Origin of the sequence: Rhodococcus sp. PSBB066, assembly GCF_017068255.1 — a bacterium.
GTDB classification, from domain to species: Bacteria; Actinomycetota; Actinomycetes; order Mycobacteriales; family Mycobacteriaceae; genus Rhodococcus; species Rhodococcus aetherivorans.
In genome coordinates, this window is the sequence record NZ_CP070859.1 from 3,572,729 (window position 1) to 3,586,560 (window position 13,832).

Consider the following 13,832-nt stretch of genomic DNA (forward strand, 5'->3'; position numbering starts at 1 on the left):
TACAGGTGGCAGCACCTGCTCGCCGTCCGGCTCGATCCACGGCTGCGCAGCGGGCGTATCAGCGGCGCAGCCGTCGCACGGCGCACCTGACCCCGGACACGGCGACTCCCGCACCGGCTCGCCGCGGCGGTAGTGTGGCGGCGCGAATTCCGTTCGTGGCCACCATTATCGGTCTCCTCGGCATCGGCATGGCCGTAACCCTGCTGCTGACCACGCGCGCCGCGGAGGACTCCTACCAGCTCAGCGCCGCACGCGACTACAACCAGCGCCTGATCCAGGAGCGCGCCGTGCTGCAGCGCGACGTCGAAACCGGCAACTCGGCGCCGGTGCTGGCGATGCAGGCTGCAAAGCTCGGCATGATCCCCACCGGCGAGGTCGCGCGCCTGGTCGTCGGCGACGACGGCGGTGTGCGCGTGGTGGGAACCCCGGCCCCCGCCGAGGGGGCACCGGCCGCGCCGCTGAACCCCCCGGCGGCCGATGACCGGACCCGGGCCCAGCTTCCGCCGCTCGCGGGTAGCGCGGGGAGCGAGAACCCGCGGCCGCTGACCCCGTCCGCCGGCACCGACCGGGCCGCCGCGCCGTCGGCCGGCGCCGCGGGTGAGGCCCCCACCGCGACGACCCCGGGCGCCGCGCCGTCCGCTGCGGCGGCGGTGCCGCCCGGGGCTGCGGCGGCGGTGCCGCCCGGGGCTACTGCGGCGGTGCCGCCCGGGGCTACTGCGGCGGTGCCGCCCGGGGCTACTGCGGCGGTACCGGCCGGGGAGCCTGCCCCGGCACCCCCGGACGCCACGCCGTCGCCCGGCAATGCCGGGGCCGCGCCCGGTCAGCCGGAACAATTGGTGCCCGTGACCCCTGCGACGCACGCCGAGGACGGGCGCCGGTGAGGCGAGGGACCCCACCGTCTTCCCGGCCGGTCCGCGGCCGCCCTGCTCCTTCCCGCCGGCCGGCGCCCGCCCGGCGCACCCGCCCGCGCAAGGCCTCCGGCGGAGCGGACACCACCGGGTTCCGGTTCCGCTACCGGTACGGGCGCGCAGTCATGTTCCTGGCCCTCGGGGTCGCGGCCGTGCAACTGCTGTGGGTTCAGGTCGTCCAGGCGCCGCAGCTGACCGCCGAGTCGGCCAGCCAGCGCACGACGCGGCTCGTCGAGCCTGCCACCCGCGGCACCATCGCCGACCGGAACGGCAGTCCGCTGGCCTACACGATGGAGGCGAAGGCGCTCACCTTCCAGCCCGTCCGCGTCCGGCGAGAGCTGGACGAGGCGCGCGCCGAGGACCCGACGCAGCCGGAGACCGACGCGTATCTGGAGGGTCTCGCGAAGGCGATCCACGAGGCGCTCGGAGCGGCCGCCCCCGAGGACGAGATCCTCGACAAGCTGCGCAGCGACGAGACCTTCGTCTATCTGGCGCGCGGCGTCGATCCGGCCGTGGCGACCTCGCTCGTCGACGAGTACGACAAGGTCGGTCTCGAGCGTCAGGACATCCGGCTGTATCCCGGCGGCTCGCTCGCCGCCAACCTCGTCGGCGCGACGGGCTGGGACGGGCACGGCCTCCTCGGTCTCGAGGATTCCATGGACTCCGTGCTCGCCGGCACCGACGGCTCCTCGACGTACGATCGGGGCTCCGACGGCGCGGTGATCCCCGGCAGCTGGCGCGATCAGCAACCTGCCGTCGACGGTTCCGCGGTGGAACTGACCATCGACTCCGACATCCAGTACTACGTGCAGCAGCAGGTGCAGCGCGCCAAGGACCTGTCCGGGGCGAAGAACGCGTCCGCCGTCGTGCTCGACGCCCGGACCGGCGAGGTCGTCGCCATGGCCAACGACGGCACGTTCGACCCGTCGATCGGGGTCGGCAACAACCCGAAGGACGCCGAACTCGGGAATCCCGCCGTCAGCACCCCCTTCGAGCCGGGGTCGGTGAACAAGATCGTCACCGCGTCCGCCGCGATCGAGGACGGCCTCACCACCCCCGACGAGGTGCTGCAGGTGCCCGGCACGATCCGCATGGCCGGCGTCACCGTCAAGGACGCGTGGGACCACGGCGTCGTGCCCTACACCGCCACCGGTGTGTTCGGGAAGTCCTCCAACGTGGGGACCCTGATGCTCGCGGAACGGGTCGGCGAGGACCGGTTCGCGCAGATGCTCGGCCTGTTCGGCCTCGGGCAGCGCACCGACGTGGGCCTGCCGGGCGAGTCCGCCGGCAGCGTGCCGAGCCGCGAGCAGTGGTCCGGCGGCACCTTCGCCAACCTGCCGATCGGGCAGGGCCTGTCGATGACGCTGCTCCAGATGGCAGGGATCTACCAGGCCATCGCCAACGACGGCGAGCGGATTCCGCCGCGCGTCGTCCGGGCGGTCGTCGCACCCGACGGCACCCGCACCGAGACACCCCGGCCGGACCCGGTGCGGGTGGTCAGCCCGCAGACCGCCGCCACCGTGCGCGACATGTTCCGCGCCGTGGTGCAGGACGACACCGGGAACCAGCGCGGCACCGGCACCCCGGCGGCGATCGAGGGCTACCAGGTCTCCGGCAAGACCGGCACCGCCCAGCAGGTCGACCCCGCATGCAAGTGCTACTCGAACTCGAACTACTGGATCACCTTCGCGGGGATCGCGCCCGCCGACCGCCCCCGCTACGTGATCGGCATCATGCTCGACGCGCCCACCCGCAGCGCCGACGGCAGCGGCGGGCAGTCCGCCGCACCGCTGTTCCACACGATCGCCTCGTGGTTGCTGCAGCGCGAGGGCGTGCCGCTGTCGGCGGACCCGGGCAGCAAGCTGATCCTGCAGGTGGACTGAGCCGCGCGGGTGCGGTCGATCGCCGAGCACGTGTCGGCGGCACCGCCGCCCGTCGGTAACCTGACACGTCGGTACCGTGACACCGCGGTCGAGCCCCGGTGCTCGGGAACAGCGCGGCCGCGGGAGTAGAGGAACGGCAGGAGACACTGCCGCGGAGCGAGAGGAGCCTGGTGCCTGTGCCGTCGAGTCCGGACCCGTCCCCGCCGGGAGGCGGCCTGAGACCCGAGCATCCACCGGTGACGCAGCTCCGCGACCTCGCTGCCGCCGTGGGCGCCACCGTCGGCACCGTCGCACCGGGCGCCACGACCCCCGCCGCGGGCATCCCGGTGTCCGTGACCGGCGTCGACCTGCGGGCCCAGGGGGTGCAGCCCGGCGACCTGTTCGCCGCACTCCCGGGCGCCCGCGCGCACGGCGCCGAATACGCCGCGGAGGCCCTGGAACGGGGTGCTGTCGCCGTCCTCACCGACGCCGCCGGATGCGAGCACCTCGCCGCCGTCGTCACCCGCCCCGTGCCGGTGCTGGTCCACCCGGATCCGCGGTCGGTCCTCGGCGTCGTCTCCGCCGCCATCTACGGCGACCCGTCGCAGCACATGCAGGTCGTCGGCATCACCGGCACCTCCGGCAAGACCACCAGCGCCTATCTGGTCGAGGCGGGGCTCGCCGCCGCCGGGCGGGTCACGGGCCTGGTCGGCACCATCGAGACCCGCCTCGCGGGCCGGCGGGTCCCCAGCGCGCTCACCACCCCCGAGGCCCCGCAGCTGCACGCGCTGTTCGCGGCCATGCGCGAGCAGGGCATCGACACCGTGGTGATGGAGGTCTCGAGCCACGCCCTGTCCCTGGGGCGGGTCGCCGGGGTCCGCTTCGCGGTCGGTGCCTTCACGAACCTGTCCCAGGACCACCTCGACTTCCATCGCGACCTCGACGACTACTTCGGGGCGAAGGCCCGGCTGTTCGCGGCGGACTCGCCCGTGCGGGCCCGCCGTGCCGTCGTGTGCATCGACGACGAGTGGGGCGTGCGGATGGCCGGGATCGCCCGGGCCGCCCACCCTGCGGAGCCCGAGGCGGTGCGCACCGTCGCCACCACCGGAACCGCCGACTGGACGGCGACGGCGGTCCGCACCGAGCCGTCCGGATCCCAGGTGTTCACCCTCGCCGGGCCCGACGGCACCGCACGGCGCGTCGCGGTGCGCCTGCCCGGCCACTACAACGTCGCCAACGCCGCCCTCGCCGTCGCGGTGTGCGCGGCGGTCGGGGTCGACGTCGACGCCGCGGCCGCCGGCATCGCCGACGTCGACGTACCCGGACGGGTGGAGCGGGTCGACCGCGGGCAGGGTTTCCTCGCCGTCGTCGACTATGCGCACAAGCCGGCCGCGCTCGAGGCCGTCATCGCGACGTTGCGCGGACGGGCGGCCGGCGGCCGGCTCGCCGTCGTCGTCGGTGCGGGCGGCGACCGCGACCACGGCAAGCGTCCGCTCATGGGCGACGTCGGAGCCCGTGGGGCGGACCTGCTCGTCGTCACCGACGACAACCCCCGCACCGAGGATCCGGCGGTCATCCGCGCCGCGCTGCTCGCCGGTGCCCGCGCCGTCCCCGAACAGCAGCGGGGGGAGATCCGCGAGATCGGTGACCGGGCCGCCGCCGTCGAGGCGGCCGTGCGCTGGGCACGCCCGGGCGACATCGTCCTCGTGGCAGGCAAGGGCCACGAGACCGGCCAGGAGATCCACGGGGTCAAGCACCCCTTCGACGACCGCGAAGTGCTCGCCGCGGCCATCGACCGGTTCGCCGGCGCAGGTAGCGAGCAGTACGGAGGCACCGAATGATCCCGATGACACTCGCCCGCATCGCGGAGGTGGTCGGCGGGACACTGCACGACGTCGACGACCCGGCCGTCGAGGTGACGGGCACCGTCGAGTTCGACTCCCGCAAGGTCACCCCGCGCGGGCTGTTCCTGGCGCTGCCGGGGGCCCGCTCCGACGGGCACGATCACGCCGCCGACGCCATCGCCGCCGGCGCCGCCGCGGTGCTCGCCGCCCGACCGGTGGGTGTGCCCGCCGTCGTGGTGCCGCCGGTGCCGCCGGTCGAGACCAACTCGCTGGCCTTCGAACACGACCCCGACGGCTCGGGTGCCGCCGTCCTCGCCGCGCTGGGTGCCCTCGCCCGCGCCGTGGTCGACGAGCTCACCGCCGACGGGCTGACCGTCGTCGGCGTCACCGGATCCGCGGGCAAGACCTCCACGAAGGACCTGCTTGCCGCGGTGCTCGCGCCGCTCGGCCCGGTCGTCGCCCCTCCCGGCTCCTTCAACAACGAGCTCGGGCATCCGTGGACGGCGCTGCGCGCCACCACCGACACCCGATTCCTGGTGCTGGAGATGTCGGCCCGCGGACCCGGGCACATCGCCGCCCTCGCCACCGTCGCGCCGCCCCGCATCGGGGTGGTGCTCAACGTCGGCACCGCCCACCTGGGGGAATTCGGTTCCCAGGAGGTCATCGCCCGGACGAAGGGGGAGCTCGTCGAGGCCCTGCCGGCCGCCGAGGAGGGCGGCGTGGCGATCCTCAACGCGGACGACCCCCTGGTCGCCGCGATGGCACCGCGCACCCGCGCCCGCGTGGTGCTCGTCGGCAGCGACCCGGCCGCGCAGGTCCGGGCCACCGACGTCCACCTCGACGAGCACGCCCGTCCCACGTTCACCCTCGTCGTGCGCGACGACGGCACCGAGCGCCGCACCACGGTCACCCTCGCGGTGCACGGCGAGCACCACATCGGCAACGCCCTGGCGGCCGCGGCCGTCGCGCTCGAGTGCGGCGCCACGCCCGAGCAGGTCGCGACCGCGCTCGGCGGTGCCGGCGCGGTGTCGGCGCACCGTATGGACGTGCGCACCCGTGCCGACGGCGTCACCGTCGTCGACGACGCGTACAACGCCAACCCGGACTCGATGCGGGCGGCGCTCAAGGCGCTGGTGACCATGGCCCGCGCCGGCGACAGCCCGCGCCGGACCTGGGCGGTGCTGGGGGAGATGGGCGAACTCGGTGACGAGTCCGTCGTCGAGCACGACGCCATCGGCCGGCTCGCGGTGCGCCTGGACGTCACCCGCATCGTCGCGGTCGGCGCGACCCGCCCGGTCCGCGGTCTCTACCAGGGTGCGGTGATGGAAGGATCCTGGGGCGACGAGGCGAGCCACGTCCCCGACGCCGCCGCCGCGATCGAGCTCCTCGAGCGCGAGCTGCGGCCCGGCGACCTGGTACTGGTCAAGGCCTCGCAGTCCGTCCGGTTGTGGACGGTGGCGGAGGCGATCCTCGCGGGAACGGCGGGTACGGCAGGAACGGAAACGGAGGCCGCACGGTGAGACAGATCCTCTTCGCCGCGGGAATCGCCCTGGCGGTGTCGATCCTGCTGACGCCGGTGCTGATCAAGGCATTCTCGCGGCAGGGATTCGGTCAGGAGATCCGCGTCGAAGGACCGCAGAGCCACCAGTCCAAGCGCGGCACACCGACCATGGGCGGCGTCGCGATCCTCGCCGGCCTGTGGGCCGGATACTTCGGTGCGCACGCGATCGGCCTGGCCTACGAGGGTGCGGAGGGACCGTCGGCCTCGGGTCTGCTCGTGCTGGGCCTGACCACCGCCCTCGGCGGCGTCGGCTTCCTCGACGACTTCATCAAGATCCGCAAGCAGCGCAATCTGGGCCTGAACAAGACCGCCAAACTGGTCGGCCAGCTCGTCGCCGCGGTCGCGTTCGGCATCCTCGCCCTGCAGTTCCGCAACGGCGACGGACTCACCCCGGGCAGCACCCACCTGTCCTACGTGCGCGACATCGCCACCGTCTCGATGGGCGCGGTGGTGTTCATCCTCTTCGTGTACCTGCTCGTCAGCGCGTGGTCCAACGCGGTCAACCTCACCGACGGCCTCGACGGGCTCGCCGCCGGGTCGATGAGCCTCGTGCTCGGCGCCTACGTGATCATCACGTTCTGGCAGTACCGCAACTCGTGCGTCGCCGACCCCGGCAAGGGCTGCTACGACGTGCGGGACCCGCTCGACCTGGCGCTGCTGTGCGCCGCCGGCGCCGCCGCGTGCATCGGCTTCCTGTGGTGGAACGCCGCCCCCGCGAAGATCTTCATGGGCGACACCGGCTCGCTCGCCCTCGGCGGCATGCTCGCGGGCCTGTCCGTCACCACGCGCACCGAGCTGCTCATGGTGGTCATCGGCGCCCTGTTCGTCGCCGAGGCGGCGTCCGTCGTCATCCAGGTGGCGGTGTTCCGGTCCAGCCGGCGTCGCGTGTTCCGGATGGCGCCGTTCCATCACCACTTCGAGCTCGGCGGCTGGGCGGAGACGACGGTGATCATCCGGTTCTGGTTGCTCGCCGCCATCGCGTCGGCCATCGGCATGGCCCTGTTCTACAGCGAATACCTAGCGGCGATCGGGGACTGACACCGTGACAGACGAACTGCGCCGCCAAGACCTGGACCGGCTCCGCGGCGCCCGCGTGCTCGTCGCCGGCGGCGGGATGTCCGGTCGTGCCACCCTCGCCCCCCTCAGCGACCTCGGCGCGACGGTGACCGTCACCGACCGCGACCCGCAGGCCCTCGCGCGCTGCCGTGAGCTCGGCGCCGACACCGTCGATCTCGACGACCTCGTCGCGGACGCGTCGTCGCTGCACGAGTATGCGCTGGTCGTGACGAGCCCCGGCTTCGCGCCCGACGCGCCGCTGCTCTCGCACGCCGCCGGCGCCGCCGTGCCGATCTGGGGCGACATCGAGCTGTCCTGGCGCATCGACCGCGCCGAGATCTACGGCCCGCCGCGGCGCTGGCTCGTCGTCACCGGCACCAACGGCAAGACCACGACGACGACGATGCTGCAGTCGATCCTCGAGGCCGCCGGGCTCGCGTCCGTGGCGTGCGGCAACATCGGCCTGCCGGTCCTCGACGCGCTGCGCCGCGCGGACCCCCGCGCCGACGTCCTCGCCGTGGAACTGTCGTCGTTCCAGCTGCACTGGGCGCCGTCCGTGCGGCCCGAGGCCGGCGTGATCCTCAACATCGCCGAGGACCACCTGGACTGGCACGGCGGGATGGCGGGCTACATCGACGCCAAGGCACGGGCGCTGTCCGGCACCGTGGGGGTGCTCGGCCTCGACGATCCGATCGCCGGGGGCCTGCGCGACCGGTCCCGTGCCGTCGTCACCGTCGGCTTCACGCTCGGCTACCCGCAGCCCGGTGAGCTCGGCATCAGTGGCGACGTTCTGGTCGACCGGGCCTTCGCCGACTCGGCGGTGCTCGCCTCGGTCGTCGACGTGACCCCTGCCGGGCCGGCCGGCCTGTCGGATGCGCTCGCCGCCGCCGCGCTGGCCCGCGCGATCGACGTCCCCGCCTCCGCGGTGCACGACGGTCTGCGCCGGCACCGGGTCGGTCCGCACCGCGCCGCCCCGGTCGGCACCGTCGGCGGCGTGGAGTACGTCGACGATTCGAAGGCCACCAATCCGCACGCGGCCCGCACGTCGCTGCTCGCCCACGACCGGGTGGTGTGGGTGGCCGGGGGCCTGCTCAAGGGCGCCCACGTCGACGACCTGGTGGCGGAGGTCGCACCCCGCCTCGCCGGGGTGGTGCTGCTCGGCCGCGACGCCGACCGCATCGCCGACGCGCTGGCGCGACACGCCCCCGAGGTCCCCATGGTCCTCCTCGACACGCGCGACGATGGGCAGATGAGCACGAGCGAACCGAGGACGGCCCCGGCTGCGGCGCGCCGGGTGGCGCTGCCGGGGGCGGACGGACCCGCGGCCATGCGGGTCGCGGTGCGTGAGGCGGCGTCGCTGGCGACGGCGGGCGACACCGTGCTGCTGGCGCCGGCCGCCGCGTCGCTGGACATGTTCGCCGACTACGCGCAGCGTGGTCGCGCGTTCGCCGCCGCGGTCGAGGAGCTGCGCGGGGGCGGGACGGGGCAGTGAACGCCCCGCAGCCCGCCGACGGGACGGCGCGGAACCGGGTCGGGCTGTGGCTGGCCCGGCCGCTGGCCTCGTTCCACCTGATCGTCACGATCGCGGTGCTGCTCACCGTGCTGGGCCTGGTGATGGTCCTGTCGTCGTCGAGCGTCGAGGCCGTCGCCACCAACGGCTCGGCCTACGGCCTGTTCACCTCGCAGGCGATCTTCGCCGCTCTCGGCCTGGTCATCTTCTATTTCGCCCTGATCGTTCCGGTGCGGGTGCTGCGCCGGTTCTCGTTCCCGGCGTTCGCGGTCACCGTCGTGCTGCTGGTGCTGGTGCTCATCCCCGGCATCGGCACGCTGTCCCAGGGCACCCGGGGGTGGTTCGTCATCGCCGGCGTGTCGCTGCAGCCGTCGGAGCTGGCCAAGATCGCCATCGCCGTGTGGGGCGCGCACCTGCTGGCGTCGCGCCGCGGCGACCGCTCCAGCGCCCGCGAGATGATGGTTCCGCTGGTCCCGGCGACCCTGGTGGTGACCCTGCTGATCATCCTCCAGCCCGACCTGGGCACCACCGTCTCGCTCGCCATCATCGTCCTCGCGCTGCTCTGGTTCGCGGGTCTGCGGCTGCGGGTGTTCCTGACGATCGTCGGTACCGCCGCCGGCCTGGCGGTGCTCCTCGCGCTGACCGCCGGGTACCGGTCCGCGCGGGTGCGGGCCTTCTTCAACCCCGGCGCGGACCCGCAAGGCATCGGCTATCAGGCCCGTCAGGCGAAGTTCTCCCTGGCCGACGGCGGGTTCTGGGGCCGTGGGCTCGGGCAGAGCCGCGCCAAGTGGAGCTACCTGCCCAACGCACACAACGACTTCATCTTCGCCATCATCGGCGAGGAGCTCGGCTTCCTCGGCGGCCTGGCGGTGATCGGCCTGTTCGGTCTGTTCGCCTACGCCGGCCTGCGGATCTCGCTGCGATCGGTGGATCCGTTCCTGCGGCTGCTCACCGCCACCGCCACCACCTGGATCATCGGGCAGGCCTTCATCAACATCGGCTATGTCGTCGGGTTGCTGCCCGTCACCGGCCTGCAGCTTCCGCTCGTCTCGGCCGGCGGCACCTCCACCGCGACGACGCTGCTGATGTTCGGCCTGATCGCCAACGCGGCGCGGCACGAACCCGAGGCCGTCGCCGCCCTGCACGCCGGGCAGGACGGCCGCTTCGGGCGGCTGCTGCGGCTGCCCAAGCCGGAGCAGTACACGCCGTCGCGCGGTGAACCCGTGCGGCTCGACGCCTCCCGGCGTGCCGACCCCGGCCGGATCGAGGCACGCCGGGCCGGCACCGCCGACCGGGGCGGCGGCACGGCGACCCGGGAGCGGCAGACCCCACGGGGCCGCACGCCGCAGGAACGCGCCCGCGGTCAGGGCCGCGCGGCGCAGCCCGCCGCCCCGCGGGACCAACCCCCACGGCAGCCGCGGCGCCGCGCGGGCACGACGACGAACAGCAGAGACGGACGAACCGGAGAGCGAGGAAACCGTAGGTGAGCGGCGAGCAGTCTGCCCTGTCCGTGGTGGTGGCCGGGGGTGGCACCGCCGGGCACATCGAGCCGGCCCTCGCGGTCGCCGACGCGATCCGCCGGCTGGTGCCGACGGCGACGATCACCGCGCTGGGCACCGAGCGGGGGCTCGAGACCACCCTCGTGCCGCAGCGCGGGTATCCACTCGAGCTGATCCCGCCGGTGCCGCTGCCCCGCAAGCTCACCGCCGACCTGGCCAAGCTGCCGGCGCGGGTCCTCGCCTCGGTCCGCCGGACCCGCGAGGTGCTCGACCACACCCACGCCGACGTCGTCGTCGGATTCGGGGGCTACGTGGCGCTGCCCGCCTACCTGGCCGCCGGTGCCGGACCGCTGCGCCGCCGGCGCCGCATCCCCGTCGTCGTGCACGAGGCCAACGCCCGCGCCGGCATCGCCAACAAGATCGGGGCCCTGCGCGCCGAGCGTGTCCTGGCCGCCGTCCCGGGTTCGGGCATCGTGCGCCGCGGCGACGCCGAAATCGTCGGCATCCCGGTCCGGTCGTCGATCACCGGGCTGGACCGGGCGGCGCTGCGGGCGCAGGCGCGGGCGCACTTCGGGCTCCCCCCGGAGGGGCCGGTGCTGCTGGTGTTCGGTGGCTCGCAGGGCGCCCGTTCGCTCAACGAGGCCGTCTCGGGAGCCGCCGGTCCGCTCGCCGCGGCGGGCATCGCCGTGCTGCACGCCCACGGCCCGAAGAACACCCTCGACGTGCCCGCACGTCCCGAGCACGACCGGTATCCCTACGTCGCCGTGCCCTACCTGACCCGGATGGACCTGGCGTACTCCGCCGCCGACGCGGTGATCTGCCGCTCCGGGGCGATGACCGTCGCCGAGGTGTCCGCGGTCGGCCTGCCGGCGGTGTACGTGCCGCTGCCGCACGGCAACGGGGAGCAGGAACTCAATGCCCGGCCGGTGGTGGCGGCGGGAGGTGGAATGATCGTGGCGGACGAGGAACTGACGCCGGCGTTCGTGGCCGATGCGGTGATCCCCCTGCTGCGCGACGCAGCCCGCCTGACCGAGATGGGACGGCGTGCGGCAGGGGCGGGCCACCGCAGCGCCGCCGCCGAGGTGGCGCGGATCGTGCTGGACGTCGCAGGCGTGGAAGCGAACAGGAGTGATCGATGAGCGAGCAGCTGCCCCCGCAGCTCGAGCGGGTGCACATGGTGGGTATCGGCGGGGCCGGGATGTCCGGCATCGCCCGGATCCTGCTCGCTCGCGGCGGGAAGGTCTCCGGATCGGACGCCAAGGAGAGCCGCGGCGTGCTGGCGTTGCGCGCGCGGGGGGCCTCGGTGCGCATCGGACACGACGCGAGCGCGCTGGATCTGCTCGAGGGCGGCCCCACCGCCGTGGTGACGACCCACGCCGCGATCCCCCAGGACAACCCCGAGCTGGTCGCCGCCCGGGAACGCGGCGTTCCCGTCCTGCTGCGCCCGGCGGTGCTGGCGGCCCTGATGCGCGGGCACCGCACCTTCCTGGTCGCCGGCACGCACGGCAAGACATCGACGACATCGATGCTGGTGGTGACGCTGCAGCACTGCGGCTTCGACCCGTCCTTCGCGGTGGGCGGCGAGCTCAACGAGTCCGGCACCAACGCGCACCACGGCAGCGGTGACGTGTTCGTCGCCGAGGCCGACGAGAGCGACGGCTCGCTGCTGCAGTACGACCCCGACGTGGTGATCGTGACCAACATCGAGGCGGACCACCTCGACTTCTTCGGCACGGAAGAGGCATACGTGCGGGTGTTCGACGAGTTCGTCGACCGCATCGCCCCCGGCGGGCTGCTCGTGGCGTGCCTCGACGACCCCGGCTCGGCCGCCCTGGCGCGGCGGGCGACGGCCCGTCGCGCCGACGACCTGCGGATCACCGGATACGGCACGGCGGCAGTGGTGGGCGACCGCGCCGAGGTGGACGGCGTGCCGGTCGGCGTGCGGCTGCTCAACTGGGAGGCCAAGGACGTCGGGGGAGTCGCCGAGTTCCACCTCGCCGACGAGGCGGCGCCGCGCACGGTGCGGTTGTCCGTCCCCGGCCGGCACATGGCCCTCAACGCGCTCGCCGCACTGCTCGCCTCCCTCGAGGCGGGCGCCCAGGTCGAGGAGGCCGTCGAGGGCCTGGCCGGCTTCGGGGGCGTGCACCGGCGATTCCAGTACAGCGGCCGCGAGCACGGCGTGCGGGTGTTCGACGACTACGCCCACCATCCCACCGAGGTCCGCGCCGTCCTCGCCGCGGCCGCGGAACTGGTCGCCGGCGAACCGGTCCGCTACACCGAGACCGGCACCGAACGACCCCGCGTGATCGTCGTCTTCCAGCCGCACCTGTACTCGCGCACCGAGACCTTCGCCACCGAGTTCGGTGCGGCCCTCGACCTCGCCGACGAGGTCGTGGTGCTGGACGTCTACGGTGCGCGGGAGGAGCCCCGGCCGGGCGTGAGCGGAGCCCTCGTCGCGCGATCGGTGTCCAAGCCCGTGCACTACCAGCCGGATCTGTCCCTCGTGCCGCGGCAGGTCGCGCGGCTGAGCCGTCCCGGCGACGTCGTGATCACCATGGGCGCCGGCGACGTGACCATGCTCGGGCGCCAGATCCTCGACGCATTGCGCAGCAAGCCGGGCCGGCTGCGGCCGGGGGCTCCTGCCGGACCGGGGCCGGTCGGGTCGTGACGCCCGCCTCCGCCACCCGCACCCGGCCCCGCCGGGCGGCGCGGCCCGCGCGACGGCCGTCGGGCCGGTCCGTGCGGGTGCGGACCGTGCTGATCGGCGCGGCGGTGGTGGCGGCCGTGCTCGGACTGATCGCGGCCGCCTGGCTGTCCCCGCTGCTGTCGGTGCGCAACGTGGAGGTCGTCGGCGCGACGGCGATCCCGCAGGACGAGGTGCTGGCCCGCCTCGAGCTGGCGGAGGGCACGCCGCTGCTGCAGGTCGACACCGCGGCGGCGGCGCAGCGGGTCGCCACGTTGCCGCGGGCCGCGTCGGTGCGGGTACAGCGCGTGTACCCGTCCACCGTGCGGGTCACGGTGACCGAGCGGGAGGCGGTGTTCTTCGTCGACGCGCCGGACGGCACCCACTCGCTCGACGCGGACGGGGTGGACTTCGCGGTCGAGCCGCCGCCCATGCTGACCCCGCGCCTCGTCACCCCCGGCCCCGGTCCCGGCGATCCGGCGACGGCCGCGGCGATCGAGGTGCTCGAGGCGCTGCCGCCCGAGCTGCGCGTCCAGGTGGGCGAGGTGGCCGCTCCGTCGGCGTCGGAGGTCTCGCTCACGCTGCACGACGGCCGGATCGTGGTGTGGGGTGGGGTGGAACGCTCGGAGCGCAAGGCGCAGGTGGTGCTGCCGCTGCTCACCCAGCCCGGCCGGACCTACGACGTGGCGGGCCCCGACCTGCCGACGGTGCGATGACGGCGCGGACGGCGATCGAGGCACGGCGACGAAAATCGTGACCGCCGTCGGCGCGCCTGCTGGCGGATCGCCGCCACCGTGCCATAGCGTTTCGCAGCAGTCGAGATACTTGACATAACCATCGACCTGTGGTTGAGGGTTTGTCCGTACCTCACCCGATGATGATCGAAGCGTGACCGATTTCTCAGGAAGG

Annotated in this window: 10 protein-coding genes; all 10 read left to right on the forward strand. The window is 74.0% G+C overall.

The features are described from left to right. The first annotated feature begins 155 nt into the window (after positions 1–155). The 10 genes from JYA75_RS16380 to JYA75_RS16425 all read left to right on the forward strand — a co-directional run bounded on the left by JYA75_RS16380 (position 156) and on the right by JYA75_RS16425 (position 13,639). Complete coding sequence (locus tag JYA75_RS16380) at positions 156–881, forward strand: hypothetical protein (protein WP_231772756.1); 726 nt, start codon at positions 156–158, stop codon at positions 879–881. Further along, positions 878–2,791, forward strand: coding sequence for a penicillin-binding protein 2 (locus tag JYA75_RS16385; RefSeq protein ID WP_006933393.1), 1,914 nt, complete (start codon positions 878–880; stop codon positions 2,789–2,791). Before JYA75_RS16380 ends, JYA75_RS16385 begins: the two co-directional genes overlap by 4 nt. 236 nt (positions 2,792–3,027) lie before the next feature. Beyond that, positions 3,028–4,611, forward strand: a complete 1,584-nt coding sequence (locus tag JYA75_RS16390; protein ID WP_044475739.1) for a UDP-N-acetylmuramoyl-L-alanyl-D-glutamate--2,6-diaminopimelate ligase — start codon at positions 3,028–3,030, stop codon at positions 4,609–4,611. Then, positions 4,608–6,134 carry a UDP-N-acetylmuramoyl-tripeptide--D-alanyl-D-alanine ligase gene (gene murF, locus JYA75_RS16395; protein ID WP_050035361.1) on the forward strand — a complete coding sequence of 509 codons (1,527 nt, stop codon included), beginning with the start codon at positions 4,608–4,610 and terminating at the stop codon, positions 6,132–6,134. The genes JYA75_RS16390 and murF overlap by 4 nt, the downstream gene beginning before the upstream one ends. Continuing rightward, entirely contained in the window at positions 6,131–7,213 is a 1,083-nt protein-coding gene (gene mraY / locus JYA75_RS16400; protein WP_003934158.1) for a phospho-N-acetylmuramoyl-pentapeptide-transferase, read from the forward strand. The genes murF and mraY overlap by 4 nt, the downstream gene beginning before the upstream one ends. A 4-nt stretch (positions 7,214–7,217) precedes the next feature. Continuing rightward, positions 7,218–8,723 (forward strand): UDP-N-acetylmuramoyl-L-alanine--D-glutamate ligase, encoded by a 1,506-nt coding sequence (murD, locus tag JYA75_RS16405; RefSeq protein ID WP_029544179.1) that lies wholly within the window; start codon positions 7,218–7,220, stop codon positions 8,721–8,723. Next, positions 8,720–10,228, forward strand: a complete 1,509-nt coding sequence (ftsW, locus tag JYA75_RS16410) for a putative lipid II flippase FtsW (protein WP_006933403.1) — start codon at positions 8,720–8,722, stop codon at positions 10,226–10,228. The genes murD and ftsW overlap by 4 nt, the downstream gene beginning before the upstream one ends. Continuing rightward, complete coding sequence (gene murG / locus JYA75_RS16415) at positions 10,225–11,379, forward strand: undecaprenyldiphospho-muramoylpentapeptide beta-N-acetylglucosaminyltransferase (protein ID WP_006933407.1); 1,155 nt, start codon at positions 10,225–10,227, stop codon at positions 11,377–11,379. Before ftsW ends, murG begins: the two co-directional genes overlap by 4 nt. After that, positions 11,376–12,908, forward strand: a complete 1,533-nt coding sequence (murC, locus tag JYA75_RS16420; RefSeq protein WP_029544177.1) for a UDP-N-acetylmuramate--L-alanine ligase — start codon at positions 11,376–11,378, stop codon at positions 12,906–12,908. The genes murG and murC overlap by 4 nt, the downstream gene beginning before the upstream one ends. Next, positions 12,905–13,639, forward strand: a complete 735-nt coding sequence (locus JYA75_RS16425) for an FtsQ-type POTRA domain-containing protein (protein WP_006933410.1) — start codon at positions 12,905–12,907, stop codon at positions 13,637–13,639. Before murC ends, JYA75_RS16425 begins: the two co-directional genes overlap by 4 nt. Positions 13,640–13,832 lie beyond the last annotated feature (193 nt).